Origin of the sequence: Rhizobium sp. 2MFCol3.1, assembly GCF_000377565.1 — a bacterium.
Classification (GTDB): domain Bacteria; phylum Pseudomonadota; class Alphaproteobacteria; order Rhizobiales; family Rhizobiaceae; genus Rhizobium.
This window is the reverse complement of sequence record NZ_KB898361.1, coordinates 70,774-94,366: the sequence shown is the minus strand read 5'-3', so window position 1 is coordinate 94,366 and position 23,593 is coordinate 70,774. Positions and strand designations below refer to the sequence as shown.

At 61.6% G+C, this 23,593-nt stretch carries 26 protein-coding genes; 12 read left to right on the top strand and 14 right to left on the bottom strand.

Going from position 1 to position 23,593, the window contains the following annotated elements; translation table 11 throughout:
• Positions 1-62: 62 nt before the first annotated feature.
• Positions 63-500 carry a DUF1489 family protein gene (locus tag D460_RS0117770; RefSeq protein WP_026283272.1) on the top strand — a complete coding sequence of 146 codons (438 nt, stop codon included), beginning with the start codon at positions 63-65 and terminating at the stop codon, positions 498-500.
• Between the two features lie 40 nt (positions 501-540).
• On the opposite strand, the gene D460_RS0117765 is transcribed toward D460_RS0117770, so the two are convergent.
• The 7 genes from D460_RS0117765 to D460_RS0117735 all read right to left on the bottom strand — a co-directional run bounded on the left by D460_RS0117765 (position 541) and on the right by D460_RS0117735 (position 6,869).
• A complete protein-coding gene (locus D460_RS0117765) occupies positions 541-819 on the bottom strand; it encodes a hypothetical protein (protein WP_018899925.1) in 279 nt (92 codons plus the stop codon).
• 115 nt (positions 820-934) lie between these two features.
• A complete protein-coding gene (locus D460_RS0117760; RefSeq protein WP_026283271.1) occupies positions 935-2,377 on the bottom strand; it encodes a serine hydrolase in 1,443 nt (480 codons plus the stop codon).
• 139 nt (positions 2,378-2,516) lie between these two features.
• The gene (locus D460_RS0117755; protein WP_018899922.1) at positions 2,517-3,269 is read right to left on the bottom strand and encodes a hypothetical protein; all 753 of its coding nucleotides are present in this window, start codon (positions 3,267-3,269) and stop codon (positions 2,517-2,519) included.
• A 250-nt stretch (positions 3,270-3,519) separates the two neighbouring features.
• Positions 3,520-4,125 carry a transglutaminase-like cysteine peptidase gene (locus D460_RS0117750; protein ID WP_018899921.1) on the bottom strand — a complete coding sequence of 202 codons (606 nt, stop codon included), beginning with the start codon at positions 4,123-4,125 and terminating at the stop codon, positions 3,520-3,522.
• Between the two features lie 373 nt (positions 4,126-4,498).
• Positions 4,499-5,467 (bottom strand): prolyl aminopeptidase, encoded by a 969-nt coding sequence (gene pip / locus D460_RS0117745; RefSeq protein ID WP_018899920.1) that lies wholly within the window; start codon positions 5,465-5,467, stop codon positions 4,499-4,501.
• Between the two features lie 61 nt (positions 5,468-5,528).
• Positions 5,529-6,140 carry a PilZ domain-containing protein gene (locus tag D460_RS0117740; protein ID WP_026283270.1) on the bottom strand — a complete coding sequence of 204 codons (612 nt, stop codon included), beginning with the start codon at positions 6,138-6,140 and terminating at the stop codon, positions 5,529-5,531.
• An 87-nt stretch (positions 6,141-6,227) separates the two neighbouring features.
• A complete protein-coding gene (locus tag D460_RS0117735; RefSeq protein ID WP_051110809.1) occupies positions 6,228-6,869 on the bottom strand; it encodes a PAS domain-containing protein in 642 nt (213 codons plus the stop codon).
• Between the two features lie 303 nt (positions 6,870-7,172).
• Here D460_RS0117735 and D460_RS0117730 point away from each other — a divergent pair, with 303 nt between their 5' ends.
• Positions 7,173-7,940, top strand: coding sequence for a rhomboid family intramembrane serine protease (locus D460_RS0117730; RefSeq protein WP_018899917.1), 768 nt, complete (start codon positions 7,173-7,175; stop codon positions 7,938-7,940).
• 102 nt (positions 7,941-8,042) lie between these two features.
• Positions 8,043-8,477, top strand: coding sequence for a CBS domain-containing protein (locus tag D460_RS0117725; protein WP_018899916.1), 435 nt, complete (start codon positions 8,043-8,045; stop codon positions 8,475-8,477).
• A 20-nt stretch (positions 8,478-8,497) separates the two neighbouring features.
• Here the strand turns inward: D460_RS0117725 and D460_RS0117720 are convergent, their stop codons facing one another.
• From D460_RS0117720 to folE, 3 genes are all read right to left on the bottom strand, one after another.
• Entirely contained in the window at positions 8,498-9,460 is a 963-nt protein-coding gene (locus D460_RS0117720; RefSeq protein WP_018899915.1) for a patatin-like phospholipase family protein, read from the bottom strand.
• A 109-nt stretch (positions 9,461-9,569) separates the two neighbouring features.
• Complete coding sequence (hisI, locus tag D460_RS0117715; protein WP_018899914.1) at positions 9,570-10,028, bottom strand: phosphoribosyl-AMP cyclohydrolase; 459 nt, start codon at positions 10,026-10,028, stop codon at positions 9,570-9,572.
• A gap of 24 nt (positions 10,029-10,052) precedes the next feature.
• On the bottom strand, positions 10,053-10,667 hold the full coding sequence (gene folE / locus D460_RS0117710; protein WP_018899913.1) for a GTP cyclohydrolase I FolE: 615 nt from the start codon (positions 10,665-10,667) through the stop codon (positions 10,053-10,055).
• Between the two features lie 303 nt (positions 10,668-10,970).
• Between folE and D460_RS0117705 the strand changes: the two genes are divergently transcribed.
• The 4 genes from D460_RS0117705 (at position 10,971) to thrS (ending at position 14,479) form a co-directional block, all read left to right on the top strand.
• Positions 10,971-11,417: an iron-sulfur cluster assembly scaffold protein gene (locus tag D460_RS0117705; RefSeq protein WP_018899912.1), complete on the top strand. Its 447-nt coding sequence runs from the start codon at positions 10,971-10,973 to the stop codon at positions 11,415-11,417.
• Positions 11,418-11,427: 10 nt separating this feature from the next.
• The gene (yidD, locus tag D460_RS0117700) at positions 11,428-11,826 is read left to right on the top strand and encodes a membrane protein insertion efficiency factor YidD (RefSeq protein WP_018899911.1); all 399 of its coding nucleotides are present in this window, start codon (positions 11,428-11,430) and stop codon (positions 11,824-11,826) included.
• The gene (locus D460_RS0117695; protein ID WP_018899910.1) at positions 11,823-12,350 is read left to right on the top strand and encodes a DUF1697 domain-containing protein; all 528 of its coding nucleotides are present in this window, start codon (positions 11,823-11,825) and stop codon (positions 12,348-12,350) included. The genes yidD and D460_RS0117695 overlap by 4 nt, the downstream gene beginning before the upstream one ends.
• A gap of 122 nt (positions 12,351-12,472) precedes the next feature.
• Positions 12,473-14,479, top strand: coding sequence for a threonine--tRNA ligase (gene thrS, locus D460_RS0117690; RefSeq protein WP_018899909.1), 2,007 nt, complete (start codon positions 12,473-12,475; stop codon positions 14,477-14,479).
• Between the two features lie 84 nt (positions 14,480-14,563).
• On the opposite strand, the gene D460_RS0117685 is transcribed toward thrS, so the two are convergent.
• Positions 14,564-15,658, bottom strand: a complete 1,095-nt coding sequence (locus D460_RS0117685) for a hypothetical protein (RefSeq protein ID WP_026283269.1) — start codon at positions 15,656-15,658, stop codon at positions 14,564-14,566.
• A gap of 113 nt (positions 15,659-15,771) precedes the next feature.
• Between D460_RS0117685 and D460_RS0117680 the strand changes: the two genes are divergently transcribed.
• From D460_RS0117680 to D460_RS0117670, 3 genes are all read left to right on the top strand, one after another.
• The gene (locus tag D460_RS0117680) at positions 15,772-16,356 is read left to right on the top strand and encodes a nitroreductase (protein WP_018899907.1); all 585 of its coding nucleotides are present in this window, start codon (positions 15,772-15,774) and stop codon (positions 16,354-16,356) included.
• Complete coding sequence (locus D460_RS0117675) at positions 16,356-16,958, top strand: flavin reductase family protein (RefSeq protein WP_018899906.1); 603 nt, start codon at positions 16,356-16,358, stop codon at positions 16,956-16,958. The genes D460_RS0117680 and D460_RS0117675 overlap by 1 nt, the downstream gene beginning before the upstream one ends.
• 123 nt (positions 16,959-17,081) lie before the next feature.
• Positions 17,082-18,221 carry a DUF2336 domain-containing protein gene (locus D460_RS0117670; protein WP_026283268.1) on the top strand — a complete coding sequence of 380 codons (1,140 nt, stop codon included), beginning with the start codon at positions 17,082-17,084 and terminating at the stop codon, positions 18,219-18,221.
• A gap of 2 nt (positions 18,222-18,223) precedes the next feature.
• Here the strand turns inward: D460_RS0117670 and D460_RS0117665 are convergent, their stop codons facing one another.
• Both D460_RS0117665 and D460_RS0117660 read right to left on the bottom strand, forming a co-directional pair.
• A complete protein-coding gene (locus D460_RS0117665; RefSeq protein ID WP_018899904.1) occupies positions 18,224-18,637 on the bottom strand; it encodes a hypothetical protein in 414 nt (137 codons plus the stop codon).
• 118 nt (positions 18,638-18,755) lie between these two features.
• Positions 18,756-19,925 carry an AI-2E family transporter gene (locus D460_RS0117660; RefSeq protein ID WP_037111599.1) on the bottom strand — a complete coding sequence of 390 codons (1,170 nt, stop codon included), beginning with the start codon at positions 19,923-19,925 and terminating at the stop codon, positions 18,756-18,758.
• Positions 19,926-20,335: 410 nt separating this feature from the next.
• Between D460_RS0117660 and D460_RS0117650 the strand changes: the two genes are divergently transcribed.
• Together D460_RS0117650 and D460_RS0117645 are read left to right on the top strand one after the other, a co-directional pair.
• A complete protein-coding gene (locus tag D460_RS0117650) occupies positions 20,336-20,959 on the top strand; it encodes a GntR family transcriptional regulator (protein ID WP_018899902.1) in 624 nt (207 codons plus the stop codon).
• Positions 20,956-21,417 carry an OsmC family protein gene (locus D460_RS0117645; RefSeq protein ID WP_018899901.1) on the top strand — a complete coding sequence of 154 codons (462 nt, stop codon included), beginning with the start codon at positions 20,956-20,958 and terminating at the stop codon, positions 21,415-21,417. Before D460_RS0117650 ends, D460_RS0117645 begins: the two co-directional genes overlap by 4 nt.
• 15 nt (positions 21,418-21,432) lie before the next feature.
• Here D460_RS0117645 and parE read toward each other — a convergent pair whose 3' ends face one another.
• On the bottom strand, positions 21,433-23,526 hold the full coding sequence (gene parE / locus D460_RS0117640; protein WP_018899900.1) for a DNA topoisomerase IV subunit B: 2,094 nt from the start codon (positions 23,524-23,526) through the stop codon (positions 21,433-21,435).
• Positions 23,527-23,593: the final 67 nt, after the last annotated feature.

Below are 23,593 nucleotides of genomic sequence, written 5' to 3'. Positions count from 1 at the left end.
TATGGGCCGCCGGCGCGTTCAAGCCGCTTGACGCTGCCGCGCAAAAGGATTTGAACGGCGGTATGGCATTGCATCTTATCAAACTCTGCGTCGGCGCCGACTCGATCGACGACTTGCGCGAATGGGTGGCCGAACGCTCCTTGAGGGCGATCGCGGCCGGCATGGAACCACACTCCGTCCACACGACACGAATGGTCCCGAAGCGCGTTGAAGAGCTGCTCGACGGCGGCTCACTGTATTGGGTGATCAAGGGCCAAGTTCAGGCGCGGCAGAAGCTGCTCGATATCCAGAGCTTTACCGATGGCGAGGGAATTGGCCGCTGCCATCTGGTGCTCGGCCCCGAGGTCATCGAAACGGCGGTACAGCCGAAACGTGCCTTTCAGGGCTGGCGTTATTATCCGGAAGAGGATCGCCCGCGCGATCTCGATACGCTCGGCGAGGGTGTCGCCGAGATGCCCGCGGACCTGCGCCGCGAGCTCTCCGAGCTCGGCCTTCTCTGACGAAACGCATCCCGTCAGAGAAAAAACCGTTCGTTTCGGCTCAGCGGAGCCGCATCGTCACCGGCGCCCGGCCTTCCGGGTTGGTAACGTGGAGATGGATACTTGCTTCGGGCTGCGAATAGCGCCAGGCGCGTGCGCCATGCGACAAGAGCAGATTGATCAGGTCCTTGGTCTTGGCCGTCTTCGCCTTCGGCCGCGGCATACCAATCTCGGCAAGACGCATCGCCGCTTCGTGAAGCGGATGCAGGACCGAGCGCGGATTCTTGCCAGTCAACCGACCTTCGGCCGGAAATTCCGGAACATTCTCGTTGATCGCCATAATTATCCCCGTACGCAATACAAATCAGGTCTAGGAAGGCCGGCCCTGTCGCGAACACCGATCAAGGCCGAATTCCGGGCCGCCGCCTGAACACCATAGGCGGCGGTCGTCTTCATCACTGGGCGGAGGCCCAGCACTTCACGCCGGCACGCTTCAGCGAGTTGCAGGCGTTGACGGCTTGCTTCTGGTCGTCGAAGCCACCGAAACGTGCGCGATAGCTGCCGGCATAAGCGACGGCGAAAGGCTTGGCGGAACGCAGTGCCTTGCCGCCCTTGCTCTTGGCGCCGTCGAGCAGGTCCATTGCTGCTTCGCGGCTAGCTGAGACGCCGATCTGTACGACCCAACCTTCCGGCTGCGCCTGCTTGGTCGATGCGGTCGTGACGTTGTCAACCGAGGTATCACCCTGTTCCGGCGGAACGTAGGCGGTGGTCGGCGTGGGAACCGGCGCGGCAGCGGCCTGCTTGATCGGCTGCGTCTTTACCTTCGTCGGCTGCGGCATTTCCTGCAGAAGCGGATTGTCGGACTTGGACGACGACGTGCCGGCATAGGCGACCTGCGCCGAGGCAACCTCGGTACGGCTGACCGGCAGCGGATGCGTCGGCGGCAGTTCAGCGACTTCCTGCTTGGCAACGGTCACCGGAATGACGGTTTCGGACGAAATCTTCGGCGCCTGGGCAACCAGCGCGGAGCCGCCACGGGTCGAAGCCTTCGGCAGGTAGGAGGCAATCAGGCTGCGCATCTGGGTGTCGCGGGCAGGCGTGGAGGCACCGCCGAGAACCACGCCGACGATGGACTTGCCATCGACCTGAACCGAGCTCACGAGATTGAAGCCTGCAGCGCGGGTGTAACCGGTCTTGATGCCGTCAACGCCGCGTACCGAACCGACCAGGCGGTTATGGCTGCGGATGATGCGGTTGCCGAACTTGAAGCTCTGCGTGGAGAAGTAGCCGTAATACTGCGGGAAATGCTGGCGCAGCGCGATGCCGAGACGGGCCTGGTCGCGCGCCGTTGTCATCTGCGCGGTGTTCGGCAGGCCGTTGGCATTGCGGTAGGTGGTGCGCGTCATGCCGAGCGCATGTGCCTTCGCTGTCATGATCTGCGCGAAACGGTCTTCCGAGCCGCCGAGCAGTTCGCCAAGCGCGGTAGAGGCGTCGTTGGCGGAAAGGGTGACGAGGCCGAGAATGGCCTGCTCGACCGAAATCGTGGCGCCTGGGCGAACGCCGAGCTTGGTCGGCGCCTGGCCGGATGCGTGAGCGGAAAAGGGAACAGCGCTATCGAGACGGATGCGGCCCTGCTCAAGCGCTTCGAACGTCAGATAGAGCGTCATCATCTTGGTCAGCGAAGCCGGATACTGCAAGCGATCGGCGTTTTCGCTGTAGAGGACATTGCCGGTATTGGCGTCGACGACGATGCCGGCATACTTCGAATTGGCAGCTTCCGCGTCGGAATTGACCGTATCCAGACCGAGCAAACCGACTGCCATGGACAGCGCAACGATTGCCTTGATCAGGAAATTGCTGGAGCGGGACGGGGAAGCGGAAGAAGCTGACCTTGACACTATTTCACTCTTTGCTTGGCTTGCAGTTTAGAAGAATCGGGATCGCGCTTCGCCCGCACGATCAACCTCATTGAAGGTAGCTCTTTGGGGTTACCAATCCGTTTATGATTAATCGTTTGTTTCACGGTTTCGGACCATTCTACCTGGATGTCGCGGAACGGTTCACGAGGCGCGTTTCCACAAATTGGGCAATAGCGGCATCAATATGTTCCCACTCCGCCAAATGTCGGCTGGAAAAGCGGTAAAGCACACTTAAATCGCGCCCGACCTTGATATCACGCTGGCAGTCGCCGCTGGTGGTAAGCTCCGGGCTCGCCGGCAGTAGGCAGCGCACGACGTAGTCGGCGCCACCCTGGCGCGGCGCCGTCAGAAGCACTTCGTCGCCATATCCGGTATCGGCCCGAAGCTTGTGAAGCGTCATGCCGTTGGCGAATGGCTGCGGGGTTGAGTCGATCAGATGCGAGTAGATCGGCTCGAATCGGCCGGACATGTCACGCGACATGGTCGCCTGAGTGACCTGAAGAAAGATCAGGTCCGGGGACTTGGTGATATCGTCGAAACGATCACGGTTTTCACTCGAATAGCCCTGCATCTGCGGCCAAGCGAGATAGAGGTCGGCGCGCTCGGTGGTGCCGCTATGCCGCTGGCTGGGAAAGCGAATCGTGTTTTCCTGGAGCTGCAGCGTGTCCTGGCCGATCGTCAGCGTCACCGGCGCCGTGTTGTCGGTATTTCCGGCGAGCGAGACGCGGGCGCCAAACCATCGGCCACCAACGCTGATGGCAACGGTGAGCACCGCCAGAAGCGCGATCACAATGGTTGTGCGGATGAGAAAGCCAGTCGACAGGAGAGGGGATTCCTCGACCTCTGTGGAGCTCTGAATGGCCTGGCGCATGACGGCTTTCGCATATCTGACCGTCGCAGGAGAAACGTGAGCCGCCGGTGTCGCTGATCTATAGGGCGATGATCGGGCTTGTGTGGTTAATTAATGGTTAACCGAGGGCGTCGGACTCATGCCGATGGCCCATAAAAAGCGAGCCGCTCCTGGGACAGCAGGAGCGGCTCTTGAGACGCCGGTCTGGACGTGCATGCGGGGACGGGACCAGGCGCCTTGCTTGCCCACCGGATTGCTCCGGCGGATGGAATTACTTGACGCTACCGACAGCCACGGCGCGGCCGTCCTGAAGCTTGACCCAGCGAGTCGGATCGCTGGACGACTGGCGCTTCAGATAGGTGTACTCGGTATCGGCCCAGAGCATGACCTTGTTGCGCATGTTGTCGAGAATGAAGTCGCCGCGATCGGTGCGAACGGTCAGCACGGCATGGCCATCGCCATTCGGCTGCAGCACGACGGTCATCAGGAGGTTCGACGGCGAGAAGCCGGCTTCGATCAGCATCTTGCGCTTCAGAAGCGCATAGTCTTCGCAGTCGCCTGCCGTCTTCGGGTAGGCCCAGCGTTCCTCGACGCCGTAGATCTCCATGTCCGTCATCGGCGTGATCTCCGAGTTGACCTGGTAGTTGATCTTCAGGATCGTCTTCCAGCTGTCTTCGGTCAGCACCATCGTGCCCTGGTCGCCGGCTGCGTTCTTGCAGTCTTCAGGAATTTCCTTGCAGAACTGGTAAGCGCCGATCGGCGGGCTGGTGTTGCCGAGAACGGTCATGCTCTGGTAGCCGGCCTGTCCGACGCCTGCCATCGACATGAGCATCGCAGCCGCGGCGAGGCCGCCCTTGATGAAGTTTGTTATCGTCATTTGTATGTCCCCGTTTGTGAGGAGACATTGCCAGACGTGTTTTTATTCGACGCAAAATTCAGAAGCAAAATTAAAGGCTTAGTTGATTCAAAAGCGCGTCGAATTAGACTAAAATCAACATCGAATTTTACTGAAATTCGAGGGGAATCTTTACCAAGATTGCTTCAACTTTTATCTTTCTCAAAAAGCCTCGCCGCCATCGGATGGCTCGTTTCGAGGCAAAAGATTAACGCCGACGGCCACGGCGCGATTTCGGTAATATTGCGTTCATCATGTGGCTTGGAGGGAATTGGCGTTCTGTAGGCCGCCGGAAGGCCGGATTCGCCCGCAAATGACGCGTTTTGGGCCGCTTTTTAAGGTGATGCGTCGAAAATTATTTTTGAGAAATTTCGCGAAATCTGTCGGTCGCGGCGATAATTGCGCGCGCCATGCCGTCATGATCGGGCGAATGGGCGGCGTTTTCGACGATGATGAGCTCGCTTCCCGGCCACGCCCGCGCCAATTCCCATGCCGTGGTCAATGGGGCCTCCAGGTCGAGCCGTCCCTGAACGAGAACGCCGGGGATCGAGGCCAGCTTTCCGGCGTCCCGCAACAGCGCGCCTTCCTCGAGCCACGCTGCATGGCTGAAGTAGTGGGTTATGATCCGCGCACGGGTGAGCAAATACTCCGGATTGCGCCAGCGTCGCGGATAGCCGTCGGCGTTGGCAAGCAGGATGGACGCCGCCTCCCAATCGTGCCAGTCCCGCGCCGCCTTCAGCCGCACGTCGAGATCGGGCCCATTGAGCAATTCCCGATAACCTTCAAGGACACCCTTGGCTCTCATGTGATCGGGAAGGGATGCGTTGAGTCGATCCCACTCCTCGGGAAACAGCGCGGCCATTCCCTGTGTCAGCCATTCGATTTCCGATCGCCGCGTTGTCGTCACGCCGGCGAGCACCATGGCCGCGACGCGGGCCGGATGGGTCTGCGCGTAGGCAAGCGCGAGCGTGGATCCCCAAGATGTCCCGAATAGCACCCAATCCGTCACCTTTAGGTGACAACGAAGTTTCTCGATGTCATCGATCAGGTGCCAGGTTGTGTTGGTGGAGAGATCCGTTCCCATGTCGGCGGCATTGGGGAGGCTGCGGCCGCAATTTCTCTGGTCGAACAGGATGATCCGATAGGCCGATGGGTCGAAATAGCGTGCCGCCGAGGGTGATGCGCCGGAGCCCGGCCCACCATGCAGATAGAGCGCCGGCCGTCCGTCAGGATTGCCGTAGCTTTCCCAATGGATGAGATGGCCGTCCCCGACATCGAGGAGACCGTGGTCGTAAGCTTCAATCTCGGGAAAAAGAATCGACATCGGCGCGCCTCCTGAAGAGGCGCTTCAATCCATCAGCTTTGTGAAGCCGGGATGACGGTGATCAGAGAAATTCGCGCAGCGTGTCGCGCGACTGCAGCGACAGGAACTCGATCGCGACGCCTTCGACGAAGTGACGCACCACGCGGCCGCGCATGTTGCCGAGGCGAAGCGCTGTGCCGATCGCCGGGCGAACCTCGACGTCGACGGCAGCACCCGAAAGCGACAAGTCCATGATCCGGCACATATACTGCGTACCGTCTTCAAGCGTGATTTCCGTCTGCGTCTCGCGCGGCATCAGACGATCGTGGCGGCGATCTTCCGGCAGGCCGAGCTCGTGCTTGTTGGCAAGCCACGTCAGCTGCGCGGCAAGCTTCTCGCGCTTGCGCTCGGTGGCGTGGATGGACATGTTGAAGCCGCGGCTGTCGATCGTCTGGACATAGCCTTCAACGCGACCGAGGTGATCGATATAGGCGACTACGCGTTCGTTGACGCGCGGGCGGCCCTGGCAGGTCACGTACATGTCGCCGGGCGACATATCGATGACCAGGCATTCGAATTCCTCGTAATTCGCCAGCATCAGGCGGCCCTGCATATTGATGGGCACGCGTTGGAATGCACCTTGTTCAAGGCGAGGCGCAGTTTTTTGCGTCTGAGCTTGCTGGAAAGCGTGCATAAAGGGCTTCTTTTAAAAATAGCTTGGCGCCAAGCTTTACTCGCAATCCATTAACAGAAGGTTGTTCAGTCGGGGGTGATTTACCGCTCAGCGGTAGTGCCGAAATGGTGCATCCTGTTTCACGGGCTCATCCATCAAGCTGGACATCAGACGACGCACCGTATCGGCGATCGAGCGGCTGCCGCTGGTCGCTGCACGGGGCTCGTTCGCGCCGCTTTGCGTGCTCTCCACCGGGTCGAGCTGCTCATGCAGCAAACGGCTGCGGTCGAGCGCCAGGAACTGCAGCGGAACGACCTCCAGCCAGCTCGCGGTCGTGGCCGGTGCGATCGCGCCGAGGAGCTTGTCGCATTCCCCCTCGGCGTTGCGCAGCGGCAGAAGAATGATTTCGAAGGCGGCGCGATGGCCGGCGGTGCTGTATCCGGTGGCGTTCAGGAGCGCCGGGATGCCGTGCTCCATGACGCCGACGGCGGTTTTCTCGATATCCTCGTGCCCGTGCGCCCAGAGCTCCGACAAACAGCTGCCGCCGAGGTCGTGGCCGAAGAGATCGCAGATACGTGTGCCGGCGAGACGGAAGGTGACGCGGCTCGTCTCGGAGGTTTCAAGCATGAACAGGCTTGAGAGAAGCTGGCTGATATCGCGTGGCTCCACCTGCGTCCGCAGGGGAGCGATCTCGCTGCCGCGTAGCTTGTTCCAGTAGTCGAAGATCTGGATGGTGGTGTTGAGGCGCATGGGACTGCCGATCTGTTTCATTTCGGTTCAAACGGCGGCCATCATGGCCACCTTGCCCTATGCCATGCGGATTTCATGCCAGATCCGGCCAGTTAAGGTTAAGGAAGGGTTTCGATTGTCTGTGACGGCCCGTCGTGCCAGTATCTTTTCATTGCTTCCGGTATTGGAAGTTCAGCATGAATTGCTCGGGCGCGAGGTCATTCTCGGGGGACGCTCAGCAAGCCGTTCGGTAGATTGCCGGACGGCTTTTTTTTTGACCTGTCGTCCTGTAAGCCAGTGCACGCGAAGTGAACGAGGAATGCAATGGACGATACGAACGAGCCGCACCAGCCGACCGAGCCCGCCGCCAAGCCGCCGCGTACGCCCATTTTCAATCTTCCAGGCGCCATTGTTGCGACGATCGGTCTCTTGGCGGCGATTTATGCCGTGCAGGCGATTTTCCTGACCGAGAGCGGCGTCGACATGTTGTTCTTCGATTTCGGCTTCATCCCGCTGCGCTACATCACACCCTTGGCGGAGCAGGGACCGCAATTGTTCTGGACGCCGCTCACCTATTCGCTGCTGCATGGAAATATCGAGCACATCCTGTTCAACGGGCTCTGGCTGATGGCATTTGGCGCGCCGGTCGCCCGCCGCATCGGCTGGGTTCGCTACACGGTGTTCTGGGTTCTCGCCGCCGTCGCCTCGGCCGCGCTTCACGCCGTGCTGAATTGGGGGCAAGCGACCGTGCTGATCGGAGCATCCGGCGTCGTTTCGGCCTTGATGGGTGCTGCCTGCCGCTTCGCATTCCCGTCGGAGCGTCGCGTCGCGCTTCCCACCCATCTCAATCCACGGCTCTCGATCGCGGAAACTTTCCGCAGCCGAACCGTCGTCATGTTCATGCTCTTCTGGTTCGTCGGCAACATCCTGATCGCCGTCGGCATTCCACTGATCGGTGACACCGGCGCGCCGATTGCCTGGGACGCCCACATCGGCGGCTTTCTCTTCGGCTTCGTGCTGTTTTCGCTCTTCGATCGGCCGCCGCCCGAACTTCCCTCTATTTCAGAGGATGCGGATATATTGCAATCCTGACCGTTGAAGTGCACCATTCGAACTGATCCGCGTTGGGAGGAGAGACCGCCGCGGATGCCTGTGATCAGCTGAAGTGTCTCACTTTCGACATAGGAGGTTCAAATGTCCAATACAGTCAAAGCCATACTGGATGCCAAGGGCAGGGACGTCGTCACCGCCGGCCCGAACACGACCGTTTCAGAAGCCGCCGCGATTCTGAGCAAGAAGAAGATCGGTGCCATCGTCATCGTCGGCATGGAAAACAAGATCGCCGGGATTTTCACCGAGCGCGACGTGGTTCACGCAATCGCCAAGTCCGGCCCCGCCTGTCTTGAAAGCTCCGTGGCATCGGTGATGACGGCGAAGGTCTATCGCTGCAACGAGGCAACGACCGTCAACGAGCTGATGGAACTGATGACCAGCCGGCGCTTCCGCCATGTGCCGGTCGAAACCGCTGGAAAGCTTGCCGGCATCATCTCGATCGGTGACGTGGTCAAGACCCGTATCGCCGAGGTCGAACGCGAGGCCGAGGACATCAAGGCCTATATCGCAGGCTGAATAAAGGCGCGCCGGCTTGCTCAGCTGGAGCCGGCAAACAACTCCTGCATGCGCCTCAATTCGGGAAGCCGCGCCGTGGCTTCCTGATAGCCGCGCTCGATCGCTTCGCCGGCGCGATGAAATTCCGAGAGACCGATATCGCTCAATCTCGGTTGAAGCGAGATATCGGGCGGATCGCCCGCCAGACGCGCACGCGCGATCCGGTCCTGGATAATGTTGAACGCCTGCACCATCACACCCGTCATGCCGAGCTTGGCATAAGGTGCATGCTCCTGCTTCTGCACCTCGGACGGCGTCAGGCTGGCGCTGTGGCGCACCACGGCGGAGCGGCCGTAGATGTCGTAGTTGAGGTTGACGGCGACGACCAGCGGCTGCTCGTAGGCGCGGCAGACCGAGACGGGAACGGGATTGACCAGCGCGCCATCAACTAGCGTCCGGTGATTGCTGCGCACAGGCTCGAAAATGCCGGGCAGGGCATAGGACGCCCTCAGCGCCGTGATCAGCGAGCCATTGGCGATCCAGACCTCGTGGCCGCTGTTGACCTCGGCCGACACCGCAACGAACGGGCGGTCGAGATCCTCGACATTCAGCCCTTCCAGATGTTCCTGCATGCGCTTGGTCAGCCGCATGCCGCCGAACAGGCCGCTGCCGCCGATCGTCAGATCGAGCAGGCTGGCGATCCGGCGCATGGTCAGCGACCGGGCGAAACCCTCGAGCTCATCGAGCTTGCCCGCCAGATAGCAACCGCCGACAAGCGCGCCGATCGACGTTCCTGCGATCATGCCGATCTCGATGCCCGCTTCGTCGAGCGCCCTGAGTACACCGATATGCGCCCAGCCACGCGCAGCACCACCGCCAAGGGCAAGCGCCAGCTTCGGCTTCTTCGGTGTAGGAGCGGGGAGCTTGATGTCGGCGGGCGAGGCGATGCCAGCGTCGGAACCGACGGCTTCGGAGCCTTGACGGATCAAACTCCAGCTCACCATGGCAAACCTCCCCCTGGCGCGACGTGCAGGCAAATATTAGTGCGCCGCCACCCTTTCGAATTGGTATATGGCCGCCCCTCCTGACCCGAAAAGAGACAGCATGCCGTTGTTACGGCTCTTTTCCGTAGACTTCGTGAGGATCGAACTGGCGCTCGTCGTCGGCGATCTCGAGCATCGGCTTGCCGTCTTCCAGGCTCACCGTCCGATAGAAGCAGGAACGGCGGCCAGTGTGGCAGGTCGCGTCGTGACCGGCAACTTCTACCTTTAGCCAAATTGCATCCTGGTCGCAGTCGGTGCGGATTTCCTTGACCGTCTGGATGTTGCCCGAGGTTTCGCCCTTCAGCCAGAGCTTGCCGCGCGAGCGGCTGAAATAGTGAGCCTGGCCGGTCTGGATGGTCAGCGCCAATGCCTTGGCGTTCATATGCGCCACCATGAGCAGTTCGCCGTCATGGGCATCCGTCACGATAGCCGTGATCAGGCCGCGGTCATCGAACCGCGGCGTGAAATCACCGGCATCCTCGAGCTCGGACTTGTCTTCGGACGGCGCATTGAAGGCAAATGGCATCATCGCGGCTTTCTGAAATGAAGCCGGTCAGCGGCTCCGCACCATGGAAATAAACCGGGCTTGATCAGCCGGCTCAGTTTTAAATGTGCCGGTGAAGGTTGTCGTCAATGTGGTCGAGCCCTGTTTCTGAACGCCGCGCATTGCCATGCACATATGTTCGGCCTCGATCATCACGGCGACGCCGCGTGGAGCGAGCGTTTCGTCGATGGAACGGGCGATCTGGGCGGTCATGGTTTCCTGCGTTTGCAGGCGGCGGCCATAGATTTCAACCACGCGCGCGATCTTCGACAGGCCGAGAACCTTGCCGTCGGGCATGTAGGCCACATGTGCCTTGCCGATGATCGGAACCATGTGGTGTTCGCAGTGCGAGAAGAACGGAATGTCCTTCACCAGCACCATGTCGTCATAGCCGGCGACCTCTTCGAAGGTGCGGCCAAGCACCTCTTCGGCATCCATCTCGTAGCCGGCGAAAAGCTCGCGATAGGCTTTCGCGACACGCGCCGGCGTATCCAGCAAACCCTCGCGCGCAGGATCGTCGCCGGCCCAGCGGAGCAGCGTGCGCACCGCGTCTTCGGCTTCCTTCTGGCTTGGGCGATTGGCGTCTGGCGTGGTCTGCGGAAAGTTCTTTACGATGGCGTCCATCTGCAACTGTCTCCTGATCCGCAATGCGGACCGTATTTCGGACTAGCCACTGGCAATCCCACTCGGGAATAGTGCACCTTTGGCAGGCTCCGGGGCTTTCAGGGCGAAATTCTGTGGCCCATCCGGCACGGTTTCCCATTCAAACTTACCCGAGGCCATTGCATTTCTATGGCCTTCGAACGACATACATATAGGAAAACGGCATCGCTATGTAAGTCTTCCAGCGTGACACGGTGTGTTTTTGTTTGGGTGACGATGAACAATGAGCCGTCTATCCGCATGAAATATGGAGCGGAATACCCGATGGACGACATCTACAACAGCAAAATTCTCGAATTCGCCGGCAATATTCCGCTGATCGGCGCGCTCGACGCCCCCGACGCCAGCGCCCAGGCGCACTCCAAGCTCTGCGGCTCGAAGGTCAGGATCTGGCTGAAGATGGATGGCGATACGGTCTCGGCCTTCGCCCATGACGTCAAGGCCTGCGCGCTAGGCCAGGCCTCGTCCTCGATCATGGCCCGCCATGTGGTCGGCGCGACGGCGCAGGAGTTGCGCCAGGCGCGTGCGGACATGCTCGCCATGCTGAAGGAAGACGGCGAGGGGCCATCGGGGCGCTTCGAGGACATGCGTTATCTGCGGCCGGTCCGCGAATACAAGGCCCGCCACGCCTCCACCATGCTGACCTTCGACGCCGTGGTCGATGCGATCGGCCAGGTCGAGGCCAAGCGTGCCGAAACGGTGGAAGCCTGAGCGGATCGTCATGTGCCAGTTCTGCTCGCTGAACCATGATGACGACGAGGACGAAGGCGGCGCCGCTGCATCGCCCAAGAAGCCGTTTCATCGCTCGCGCAATTATACCGGCCCGTTCCGCAAGACACCGGACCGCCTGTTCGGCATGGGCCTGATCCGGCTCTACCAGCTGACCCTATCCGGCTTCATCGGCAATTCCTGCCGCCACATCCCGACATGCTCCGAGTACGGCTACGAGGCCATCGCCCGCCATGGTCTGTGGAGCGGCGGCTGGATGACGCTGTTCCGCGTCGGCCGCTGCGGCCCCGGCGGCACCAGGGGTCTCGACCGTGTGCCGGAGGTGCTGGGTGACCGTTTCCATTGGTGGACGCCGTGGCGCTATCTCGCGTTCGGCCGCAAGCAGACGTGACCGTTTACGTCGCACTCCTCCATAGCATCGTTCTGGCCCCAGGTCGCAGGGTGATCATGTCCGACCTGCGCGACATGGCCACGTCGCTCGGCTATCGCAATCCGCGCACTCTTGTTTCGACAGGCAACATCGTCTTCGAGGCGCAATCGTCACCGATTGGAGACATGGAGGCGCGGCTGGAGCAGGCGTTCCTCACGCGCTTCGGCAAGCCGGTCGATATCCTCGTCAGAACGGCCGAGGATTGGCGCAAGATCGCCGCCGCCAACCCGTTCCCTGATGGTGATGGCAGTCAGGTGATCCTGCGCGTCATGCGAAAGCCGCTCGACCGCACCGTTATCGAGCGGCTGCAGCCTTATGCCCAGCCGAACCAGCGCCTTGCCGTCATCGGCGGCGATCTCTGGATCGACTTCGCCGGCAAACCCAGCGAGTGGAAACTGCTCTCCGCCCTGACGACCAAGCGCATGGGTGTCGGCACGCTGCGCAACTGGAACACCGTTCGCGGCCTCGCCGAAATGCTGCGCTAAACCCTCTTTTCCTTTACTGCGGCGGTAAATCCCGGTATCAGGCGGCGGCGTATTCGTGATCCGAAACGCATCATTGCAACCACCCGCATTCGTTGGCGGGACTGGACAAGGAGAAGTCTAAAATGTCCCAATCCGTTTCCCTGACATTCCCCGATGGTTCCGTGCGCAGCTACGACGCTGGCGCAACCGGCAAGGATGTCGCTGAATCCATTTCCAAGTCGCTTGCCAAGAAGGCCGTCGCCATCGCGATCGACGGCACCGTGCGCGACCTTTCCGATCCCGTCGTCGACGGCACGATCGAGATTATCACCCGCACCGATCCCCGCGCGCTCGAGCTCATTCGCCACGACGCGGCCCACGTCATGGCCGAAGCCGTGCAGGAGCTCTGGCCCGGCACGCAGGTCACGATCGGCCCGGTGATCGAGAACGGCTTCTATTACGACTTCGCCAAGAACGAGCCCTTCACGCCTGACGATCTGCCGAAGATCGAAAAGAAAATGAAGGAAATCATCTCGCGCAACGCTGCCTTCACCAAGCAGATCTGGTCGCGCGAGAAGGCCAAGGAAGTCTTCGCCGCCAAGGGCGAAAACTACAAGGTCGAACTCGTCGATGCGATCCCTGAAGGGCAGGATCTGAAGATCTACAATCAGGGCGAATGGTTCGACCTATGCCGTGGCCCGCACATGGCCTCCACCGGCCAGATCGGCACGGCCTTCAAGCTGATGAAGGTTGCCGGTGCTTACTGGCGTGGCGACAGCAACAACGCCATGCTCTCGCGCATCTACGGCACGGCCTGGGCCGAGCAGGCGGATCTCGACAACTACCTGCACATGCTGGCGGAAGCCGAAAAGCGCGACCACCGCAAGCTTGGCCGCGAAATGGACCTGTTCCATTTCCAGGAAGAGGGGCCCGGCGTCGTCTTCTGGCACGGCAAGGGCTGGCGGATGTTCCAGGCGCTCACCTCCTACATGCGCCGCCGTCTCGCGGGCACCTATGAAGAGGTCAACGCGCCGCAGGTTCTCGACGCCTCGCTCTGGGAGACTTCGGGTCACTGGGGTTGGTACCAGGAGAACATGTTCGCAGTGAAGTCGGCCTATGCCTTCACGCACCCGGAAGACAAGGAAGCCGACAACCGCGTCTTCGCGCTGAAGCCGATGAACTGCCCGGGTCACGTGCAGATCTTCAAGCATGGCCTGAAGTCCTATCGCGAGCTGCCGATCCGTCTGGCCGAGTTCGGCACGGTGCACCGCTATGAGGCCTCCGGCGCGCTGCACGGCCTGATGCGCGTTCGCGGCTTCACCCAGGACGACGCGCACGTCTTCTGCACGGAAGAGCAGATGGCCGCCGAATGCCTGCGCATCAACGATCTCATCCTGTCGGTCTATGAAGACTTCGGCTTCAAGGAAATCGTCGTCAAGCTCTCGACCCGTCCTGAAAAGCGCGTCGGCTCCGACGCTCTGTGGGATCGCGCCGAGGCCGTGATGACCGAAGTGCTGAAGACGATCGAGGAACAGTCGGAAGGCCGCATCAAGACCGGCATTCTGCCGGGCGAGGGCGCGTTCTACGGTCCGAAGTTCGAATATACGCTGAAGGACGCCATCGGCCGTGAATGGCAGTGCGGCACCACGCAGGTCGACTTCAACCTGCCGGAACGCTTTGGCGCCTTCTATATCGACAGCAACTCCGAAAAGACGCAGCCGGTGATGATCCATCGCGCCATCTGCGGCTCGATGGAGCGCTTCCTCGGTATCCTGATCGAGAACTTCGCCGGCCATCTACCGCTGTGGATGTCGCCGCTGCAGATCGTCGTCGCGACGATCACGTCGGAAGCCGACGCTTACGGTGAAGAAGTGGCCGAGGCGCTGCGCGAGGCAGGCCTCCATGTCGAGACCGACTTCCGCAACGAGAAGATCAACTACAAGGTCCGCGAACACTCGGTCACCAAGGTGCCCGTCATCATCGTTTGCGGCAAGAAGGAAGCCGAGGAGCGCACGGTCAACATCCGCCGTCTCGGCAGCCAGGAACAGAGCTCGATGTCGCTTGACGACGCGATCGCTGCCCTGACGCACGAAGCGACGCCGCCGGATGTGCTGCGCAAGGCCGCCGCCAGAAAGGCGAAGGCCGCCTGAGGCCTTCGTGATCCCGGACTGAAAAACGAAAACGCCCGGTCAGCAATGACCGGGCGTTTTGCGTTGATGGCGATGTAGGATGCGTCAGTCGGAATCGACGCCACCTGCCGCGGCACCGCTCTGCAGCTGCTCGAACGAGGGCAGCGGCTGCGCGGCGTGCGATTGTTCCGTCGGGGGCTGCTGCTCCGGCGGCAGCTGCTGCAATGTCGTGGCGGCCGGCCCCTGGTCCGGCTGCACGTCCTTCATCAGCACTTCGACATCGGTGTTCTTGCCGGCCTCGACCTTGAATTCGCGCTGGTAGATCTTGTCCTTGTTGCGCGCGACGGCCGAATACTCGCCTTCGGCAAGCACCATGGTCGGAAACGCGCTGACGCTTTCGCCGACGCTGTCGCCTGCGGCCGTCAGGATCGACCAGGCGGTATCGGCGATCGCTTCGCCGCCCTTGTCGGAAACCAGCTTGAAGGTGATCTGTGCCGCCTTGTGCTGGATCGTCGCTTCGGTGAGCTTGCCGGCTTCCACCTGGATGTCGGCGCGCACCGATGCGTTGGTCTCGCCGTAATCGGATACGACGTGGTAGGTGCCGGCGTTGAGCCGCACGACCGTGTTCGGCGGCACGTCCGCCATCACCAGACCACGCTCGCCGTCATCGCGCACATCGGCGGAATAGATCGAGAAGCTCAGCTGATCCGGCCGGATCTTCACATCAGATCCGGAGACAGCATTGAGCAGAAGGCCGCCGGCCTCGAGAACCATCGTCTGCTTTTCAAGCGCGCCGTCCTCGGGAACCGAGAGCTTGCGTGTCACGCCAGCGCGGCCGAAGGACACGTTGACGAAATAGTCGCCCGGCGCCAGCTGGAAATCAGCCGAACCACCCTGGGAACTCGCAATCAGCGGCAGCTTGCCGTCGCTGCCTGCGACCGGGCTGAACACATACCAGGAGAGCCCGTCCTTGACGGCGTCGCCCGATGCCGTGAGCTTCGCCTCAAGCGCGACGGAATGCAGCTTCGCGCCCTGGGGCGTCGTGCCGGGCGCGATGAAGGCGTTGAGCTTGGGCATCTTCGTCGTGGTGTCGAGCTGCTTGAACTCCTTGAAGGCATCCTGCGCGCCGGCGCCGGCGGGGATCAAGGCAAGGAGGGCTACGGCAACACTCCAGCGTGCGTATGGCAAAATGCCGAGCATGTGTTTTGCGAACCAATTGACAACTGAAATGACAGAGGCCACTTCAAGACCAACCGGATGGCAAATTCAAGACCCATCCCCGATACCGCGATGAAAATGAGAGTTTCTTGCCTATGAGATCCGATATCAAGCTGATCGACTACCTCGGCGTCCGCCGTTCCATCCCTGCCTTCCAGATGTCAGAGCCCGGTCCCGAAAAGCCCGAGATCGAGGAAATCCTGCGCCTTGCCTCGCGCGTGCCGGATCACGGCAAGCTCGCGCCCTGGCGTTTCATCGTCTATCGCGGCGCGGAACGCGCCCGCATCGGCGAGGAGCTTCTGAAGCTTGCTTTGGAAAAGAAGCCCGATCTCTCCGAAGAGATGATCCAGGTCGAGCGCAGCCGCTTCACCCGCGCGCCCGTCGTCGTCGCGGTCGTCAGCAAGGCCGGCCCGCACATCAAGATCCCTGAATGGGAACAGCTGATGTCGGCTGGCGCCGTATGCCTCAACATCATCTTCGCCGCCAACGCCCATGGCTGGGTCGCCAATTGGCTGACCGAGTGGTTCGCATATGACGAGCGCGCCTATCCGCTGCTGGGCGTCGAGGAAGGCGAGAAGGTCGCCGGCTTCATCCATATGGGCTCGACGACGTTCCCGCCCGTCGAGCGCCCGCGCCCCGAGCTTTCCGAGACGGTCACTTGGGTCGGCGGGGAAGGCTGATGTTCTACACGACGGATCAGAACCGGCATGGCCTTGCGCACGACCCCTTCAAGGCGATCGTGTCGCCAAGGCCGATCGGCTGGATCGGCAGCAAGGGCAGGGATGGCACGCTCAACCTCGCGCCATACTCGTTCTTCAACGCCGTGTCGGATCGTCCGAAGCTCGTGATGTTCTCGTCGAGCGGCCGCAAGGACAGCTACCGGAACGCCAGCGAAACCGGCGAGTTCACCTGCAATTTCGTCAGCCGCAACCTGATCGACAAGATGAACATGTCCTCGGCCGCCGTCGCTTACGACGTCGACGAGTTCGCTTTGTCCGGGCTGACGCCGAAGAAGGGCGAACTCGTCGATGCTCCCTATGTGGCCGAAGCCTTCGCGGTTCTGGAGTGCAAGGTTACCGAGATTATCGAGCCGAAGTCGCTGAGCGGTGAGCCGTCGGAGAATGTCACGATCTTCGGCCAGGTCGTCGGTATCCATATCGACGAGGCGATCCTGCGCGATGGCCGCATCGACATGGGTCTGGCGAGACCCGTCGCACGCCTCGGCTACATGGATTACAGCGAGAGCAGCGACGTGTTCGAGCTCTTCCGACCAAAGGCCTGAAGCGTTTATCGGTCCTGCTGAACGGTTAAAGTATATGGTGAACCAATCATAAACTTTTTGCCGCTACCGTCATCCTCAACACTTGGGGTGCGAGAGAATCGCACTTGAGGATTGGGGTTCGCGGTGATCGTAGAGGCATTTCTTCGTTGGGTTGAGACTGCCAAGGTTGGAGACCGGGCGAGGGCGGCGAGCGCGCTTGGCCGGGCCTATCTGCAGTCTGAAATGTCTCTGGAAGAGCGCAAGGCCGCCGAGATGGCCATGACCTTCCTGCTCGACGACCCGTCGCCGAAGGTTCGTCTTGCCATGGCCGAAGCGATCGCATGGTCGCCGGATGCGCCCCGCGCCATCGTCCTGTCTCTGGCCGGTGACCAGGCCGAGATCGCCTGCCACGCCATCACCTTCTCGCCGCTTCTCTCTGACGCCGATCTGGTTGATCTCGCCGCACGCGGCAGCGGCGTTACTCGCATGTTGATTGCCGCCCGCTCCTGCATTTCGCGCTCGGTCTCCGCCGCGCTTGCCGAGATCGGCGGCGCGGAAGATGTGCTGTGCCTGCTTGAAAACGAAGGTGCCGCAATCGCCCCGCAGGCGCTGAAGCGCATTGCCGAACGGCTGGGCGACGACTGCGAAGTCCGCAACCTCCTGCTCGATCGCCCAGATTTGCCCGCCGACGCTCGCCAGCTCTTGACGCAGCATGTCAGCGACGCCCTGATCAATCTGCCGCTGGCGCAGGCCGCGATCGGCACCGGCCGGCTGCAGCGTGTGGCCCGCGAGGCGACGGAAACCGCAATCGTTGCCATCGCCGGCGAGATCACGCCGCGCGAGGTTGCCGATCTGGTCGAACATCTGCGCGTCAGCGGACGCCTGACGCCATCCTTCCTGATGCATACGCTGTGCTCCGGCAAGATCGAATTCTTCGCTGGCGCGATCGTCAATCTCACTGGCTGCGACGAGCGGCGGGTGCGTTCGATCCTGGCGACCGGCCGCATGCACGCGGTGCGCGCGCTTTATGAGTCGGCTGGCCTCGCTCGCGATATCAGTGTGATCTTCGTCGAAGCCACCTTGCTGTGGCGTGAGGCGTCGAAATCCACGTCAGGCACGATGCTTGCCAATGTTTGCGGCCGGCTGCTGAAGAGTTTCCGCAGCCGTAACACCACGCATGGCGCGGTGCAGGAACTGCTGGAGATGGTCGAGAAGCTACATGTCGCCGAGCAGCGACAGTCGGCACGCGGCTACGCGTATATGACGGCGCTCGCTGCTGCTTGACGCTAATTGCTCAAGCGCCTGACGACCCAGGAATAGCTTCCTGTTACGAAGTGCACGGGCGTTGCGAGCGCGGATTTCATCGAATGGCCAGAGGGAAGGTGCGTGCGTACCTCTGCCGCCATTCTGGACGCGAGGCCGGAAACCCCGGTCTCCGGCTTTTCCTCGGTAACGGCAGGCGCTGGTACTGGTGCTGCGGCGATCACCTTGGGCTCAGGCGGTAGCGGCGGATGCGGCGGCTCGCAGACGGCGATGACCGTCGGATAGCTGATGTTCGAATAATGCTTCAACTGCCGTTCGGAATCGGCATCGCACATCGCCACCGTCTCAAAGTGCTTTCCCACCGTCGCGACGTAATTGCACTGCGTGACCGAGTCGTTGCAGCCGAGGATGGTCATGGCGATGAGGACAGCTTGCATGGGGACGCTTTCGATATTGAACCGCTCCCCTTAGACGCAGCAATTTCAACCAAATGAAGGCCGCTTTCCGGCATCCATGCGGAGCAAGATTACAATCAGGAAAGGTAGTGTTCCCATATCAGCCTTCAGCGACGCGGGGCGGTGGCGGAGCTTGCTCGTCGATCAGCACCTGCGGACCGAGATCCGGTTTTTCGGCCGTGCGAACCTCATGCATCCATTCGCGCCAGATCGCCACCAGAAGCGCCATCAGCACCGGGCCGATGAAGAGCCCGAGGAAGCCCATGGTCTTCACGCCGCCGATCAGACCGAAGAAGGTCGGCAGGAACGGCAGCTTGATCGGGCCACCCACCAGCTTGGGTCGCAATGTCTTGTCGACGATGAAGAGTTCGACGGTACCCCAGACGAACAGGCTGATGCCGGCAACGGGCGAGCCGCTGGCAAGCAGGTACAGCGACACCAGTGTGAACGACAGCGGCGCGCCGCCGGGGATCAGCGCCATGATGCCGGTGATGACGCCGAGCGTCACCGGCGAGGGCACGCCGGCGACCCAATAGGCGACGCCGAGCACGATGCCTTCGCCGATGGCGATCAGCGTCATGCCCATCACGGTCGAGCTGATCGTGGCAGGCACCACCCGCGAAATCCGCTCCCAGCGGTTAGGTAGGATGCGTTCCCCAAGCATGTCGATCTGGCGGGAGAAGTCCGCGCCGTCGCGATAGACGAAGAACAGCGCGATCAGCATGAAAAGCAGTGTCAGCAGCAGATGGAAGGCGCCGCCGCCGGCGGCAAGCACAGCACGGTAGATATTGCCGATATGCGCGCCGCTGACCGCCTGGATCAGTTCGCCCATGCTGCCGGGGCTGCCGATATACTTGACCCAGAGCTCGTCGAGGTAGGGCCCGACAAACGGAAACGCCGAAATCCACTGCGGTGTCGGTTCGCCAAAGCGGTTCACATGGATCAGCCAGCCGACCCATTCGCGCACTTCACCCGTGGTATAGGTGACGGCAAGCACGATCGGCGTGATGAGAAAGGTGACGATGAGTATGATTGCAATGGTCGCCGCGACCGTCGTGTTTCCACCGACCCTTTGCAGCAGCCGGCGATAAAGCGGCCAGCTTGCAAATCCGATGACAAGCGCGGCCAGCACCGGCACGACGAAGCCGTAGAAGAAATAGACGCCCGCGGCCACGACAAGGATCAGAAGCCAGCGCGCCGCGGAGATCGAAGGGATGAGCGGCGTACGTGCGGGAGAGGATGGACCGATCCACCGCGACTCGCGCTGCATGTTGTTGTTCGGAAGGCTCACGTCGTCCTTTTCCCCCTTATTTCACCTAAGGATATGGGCCATGCGTCCTTTGCACGCAAGCGCCATCACCGATTTAAGCCCGATGACGCCCCCGCCGCCGGTCCATCGGCCTGATCCGCAGGCTTCATAACCTTACATCACGCAATCATTAAGACAGAAACCCTTCGACATCCTTGTCATGGATCACGCTCGGTCTGCGCGATTGGCGATTTTCGCCGAGATCGCGCCTGTTTCGACCGATATTGGAACGAACTGGCGTCATCTGACGGAAATGTGATCCCGCAATTTTGGCTGCCGCATGCCTGCGAAGCGTCGGTCGATCCCGATCGACTGAACCAATCTCACTTCGAGACCTTGCTGCGATCATAGGTCTCGGCTAGTTTGGATCCATGGATACAAATGCAATCATCACATCGCTTCGACGCGATATCGAAGCCGGGCATCTCGGCGCCGGCACGGTGCTCAAACAGGAGCAACTGGCGGAACGCTTCGGCGTCAGCCGCCAGCCAATCAGGCAGGCGCTCGACAGGCTGCTGGCATCAGGTCTCCTCGTGCGCCGCCCGGATCGCAGTCTTGCCGTGTCGGGTCTCGACGAGGAGCAGGCGCGTGAGCTCGCCGAAATTCGCTTGTCTTTGGAGACGACCGCGCTGCTGGCGTCGATCGAGGCGCTGACCGACAGCGATCTGCGCAAGGCACGACGGCTGAACGAGGATCTGCTTGACGAAGAAGACCCGCAACAGCTCGAGGAGCTCGACCTCGCGTTTCACCGCACACTCTACGGCCGCTGCGGCAATGCGAGATTGCTCGACATGATCGACACCTTCCGCCGTGAATCGCGCCGGGCCTATGCGCGGCAACCGAAAGGCTCCGAGGCCCGCCCGACCCTTTATCGAGAGCATCAGGCGATCATCGAGGCATGCGCCGCGCGAGACGCCGATCTGGCGCGCCAGGCGCTTACGCAACATCTGAAATTGACGACCGCAAGGCTTACCCGCGAAGGAGAAAAGGAATGACGACGTTTTCGGCACAGGTGGCGTGGAAGCTGGGCGAGGGCAGCTTTATCGACGGACGCTATAGCCGTGGCCACGACTGGACCTTCGACGGCGGCATCACGGTTCCGGCCTCCGCCTCGCCGCACAATGTGCCTTTGCCCTATGCCGTCGAAGAGAATGTCGATCCGGAGGAAGCCTATGTCGCGGCGCTCTCGAGTTGCCACATGCTGTTCTATCTCTGGATCGCCTCGAAGAAGCGCATCGGCATCGACAGCTACGTCGATGATGCCGTGGGCGTGATGGAGAAAGTCGATGGCCGGATGATGGTCAGCCGCGTCGAACTACGCCCGAAGGTCGGCTACACCGGTGAAGTTCCGAGCCGTGACCTCGAGGAGCAGATGCACCATCAGGCGCACGAAATCTGCTTCCTCGCCAATTCGGTGAAGACGGTGATCGAGATCAGGCTCGACCGAGCCTGATCTTAAGCCTCGGCGTCAGATGTCGAGGTTTTCCGCGAAAGCGGCGCGGTCCTGGATGAAGCGGAAGCGGGCTTCCGGCTTCGTGCCCATGAGATCGTCGACCGCCGTGCGCGTGCCTTCGAAATCCACCTCGTCGATCAGCACGCGCAGCATGGTGCGCTTGCTCGGATCCATGGTGGTTTCCTTGAGCTGCGCCGGCAGCATTTCGCCGAGACCTTTGAAGCGGCTGATCTCGACCTTCGCCTTGCCCTTGAATTCCGTCTCCATCAGCTCTGCGCGGTGGCGATCGTCACGCGCATAGGCCGATTTCGCGCCCTGGGTGATCTTGTAGAGCGGCGGGACGGCGAGGAACAGGTGACCGCCGCGCACGAGCTCGGGCATCTCCTGATAGAAGAAGGTGATGAGCAGCGAGGCGATATGCGCGCCGTCGACGTCGGCATCGGTCATGACGATGATGCGTTCGTAGCGGAGATCTTCCTCGCGGTATTTCGAGCGGGTGCCGCAGCCGAGCGCCTGGACGAGGTCGGAGAGCTGCTGGTTGGCGCCGAGCTTCTCGCGGCCGGCGCTGGCGACGTTGAGGATCTTGCCACGCAGAGGCAGGATCGCCTGATTGGCACGGTTGCGCGCCTGCTTGGCGGAGCCACCTGCCGAATCCCCTTCGACGATGAAGAGCTCGGCGCCCTGGGCGGTGTTCTGAGAGCAATCGGCAAGCTTGCCGGGCAGGCGCAGCTTGCGCACGGCCGTCTTGCGGTTGACTTCCTTTTCCTTGCGGCGGCGCAGGCGCTCTTCCGCACGCTCGATCACCCAGTCGAGCAGCTTGGCCGTCTCGTTCGGATTGTCGGCGAGATAATGGTCGAAGGGATCGCGCAGCGCGTTCTCGACGATGCGCTGAGCTTCGACGGTCGCGAGCTTGTCCTTCGTCTGGCCGACGAATTCCGGCTCGCGGATGAAGACCGAGAGCATGCCGACGGCCGAGATCATCACGTCGTCGGTGGTGATCTGCGCGGCGCGCTTGTTCTGCGTCAGCTCGCCATAGGCCTTCAGGCCCTTGGTCAGCGCGATACGCAGGCCGGCCTCATGCGTGCCGCCTTCAGGTGTCGGAATGGTGTTGCAATAGGAGTGAACCTGCGGGTCGCCTCCGTACCAGGTGATCGCCCATTCTAGCGAACCATGGCCGCTGGTCTTCTCCGTCTTGCCGGCGAAGATCTCGCGGGTAACGGTGAACTCCTTGCCCATCGTCGCCTGCAGATAGTCCTTCAGGCCGCCGGGGAAGTGGAAAACCGCCTTATCGGGGATCTCGCCGCCTTCCTGCACGACGCCAGGATCGCAGCTCCAGCGGATTTCGACGCCGCCGAACAGATAGGCCTTGGAGCGCGCCATGCGGAACACGCGGCCGGCATCGAACTTGGCGTGATCGCCGAAGATCTGCGGATCGGGATGGAAGCGAACGCGCGTTCCGCGGCGGTTATGAACGTCGCCCAGTTCTTCCAGGCCACCCTGCGGGATACCGCGCGAAAAGCGCTGGCGGTAGAGCTTGCGATTGCGCGCGACCTCGACTTCGAGAACGTCCGAGAGCGCGTTGACGACCGACACGCCGACGCCGTGCAGACCGCCCGACGTCTCGTATGCCTTGCCGTCGAACTTACCGCCGGCATGCAGCTTGGTCATGATGACTTCGAGCGTCGACTTGCCGGGAACCTGCGGGTGGTTCTCGACCGGAATGCCACGGCCGTTATCGCTGACGGTCAGAAAGCCCATCGCGTCGAGATGCACTTCGATGAAGTTTGCGTGGCCGGCCACCGCTTCGTCCATCGAGTTGTCGATGACTTCGGCGAAGAGGTGGTGCAGCGCCTTCTCGTCGGTGCCGCCGATATACATGCCGGGACGCATGCGCACCGGTTCCAGGCCTTCCAGAACGCGGATCGACGACGCGCCGTAGTCCTCGGACGTGGAACTCGCCGGCGGCGCCTGCCGTGGCGCGGCACTGGCGGCAGCGCTCGGCGCTGTCGAAGCGGCGACGGGCGCGGCGGCTGCGGCTGCCGGCTTTGGCGCATCCTCCTGCTTCTTGGTCAGGGGCATTCCGGAAAAGAGGTCGTTGCTATCGTCCATGGAGCCGTTCAGATCTTCATCTTGTCGTTGGGTGGCCGCTTGCGCTTGAGCCTGACCCAAAATCACC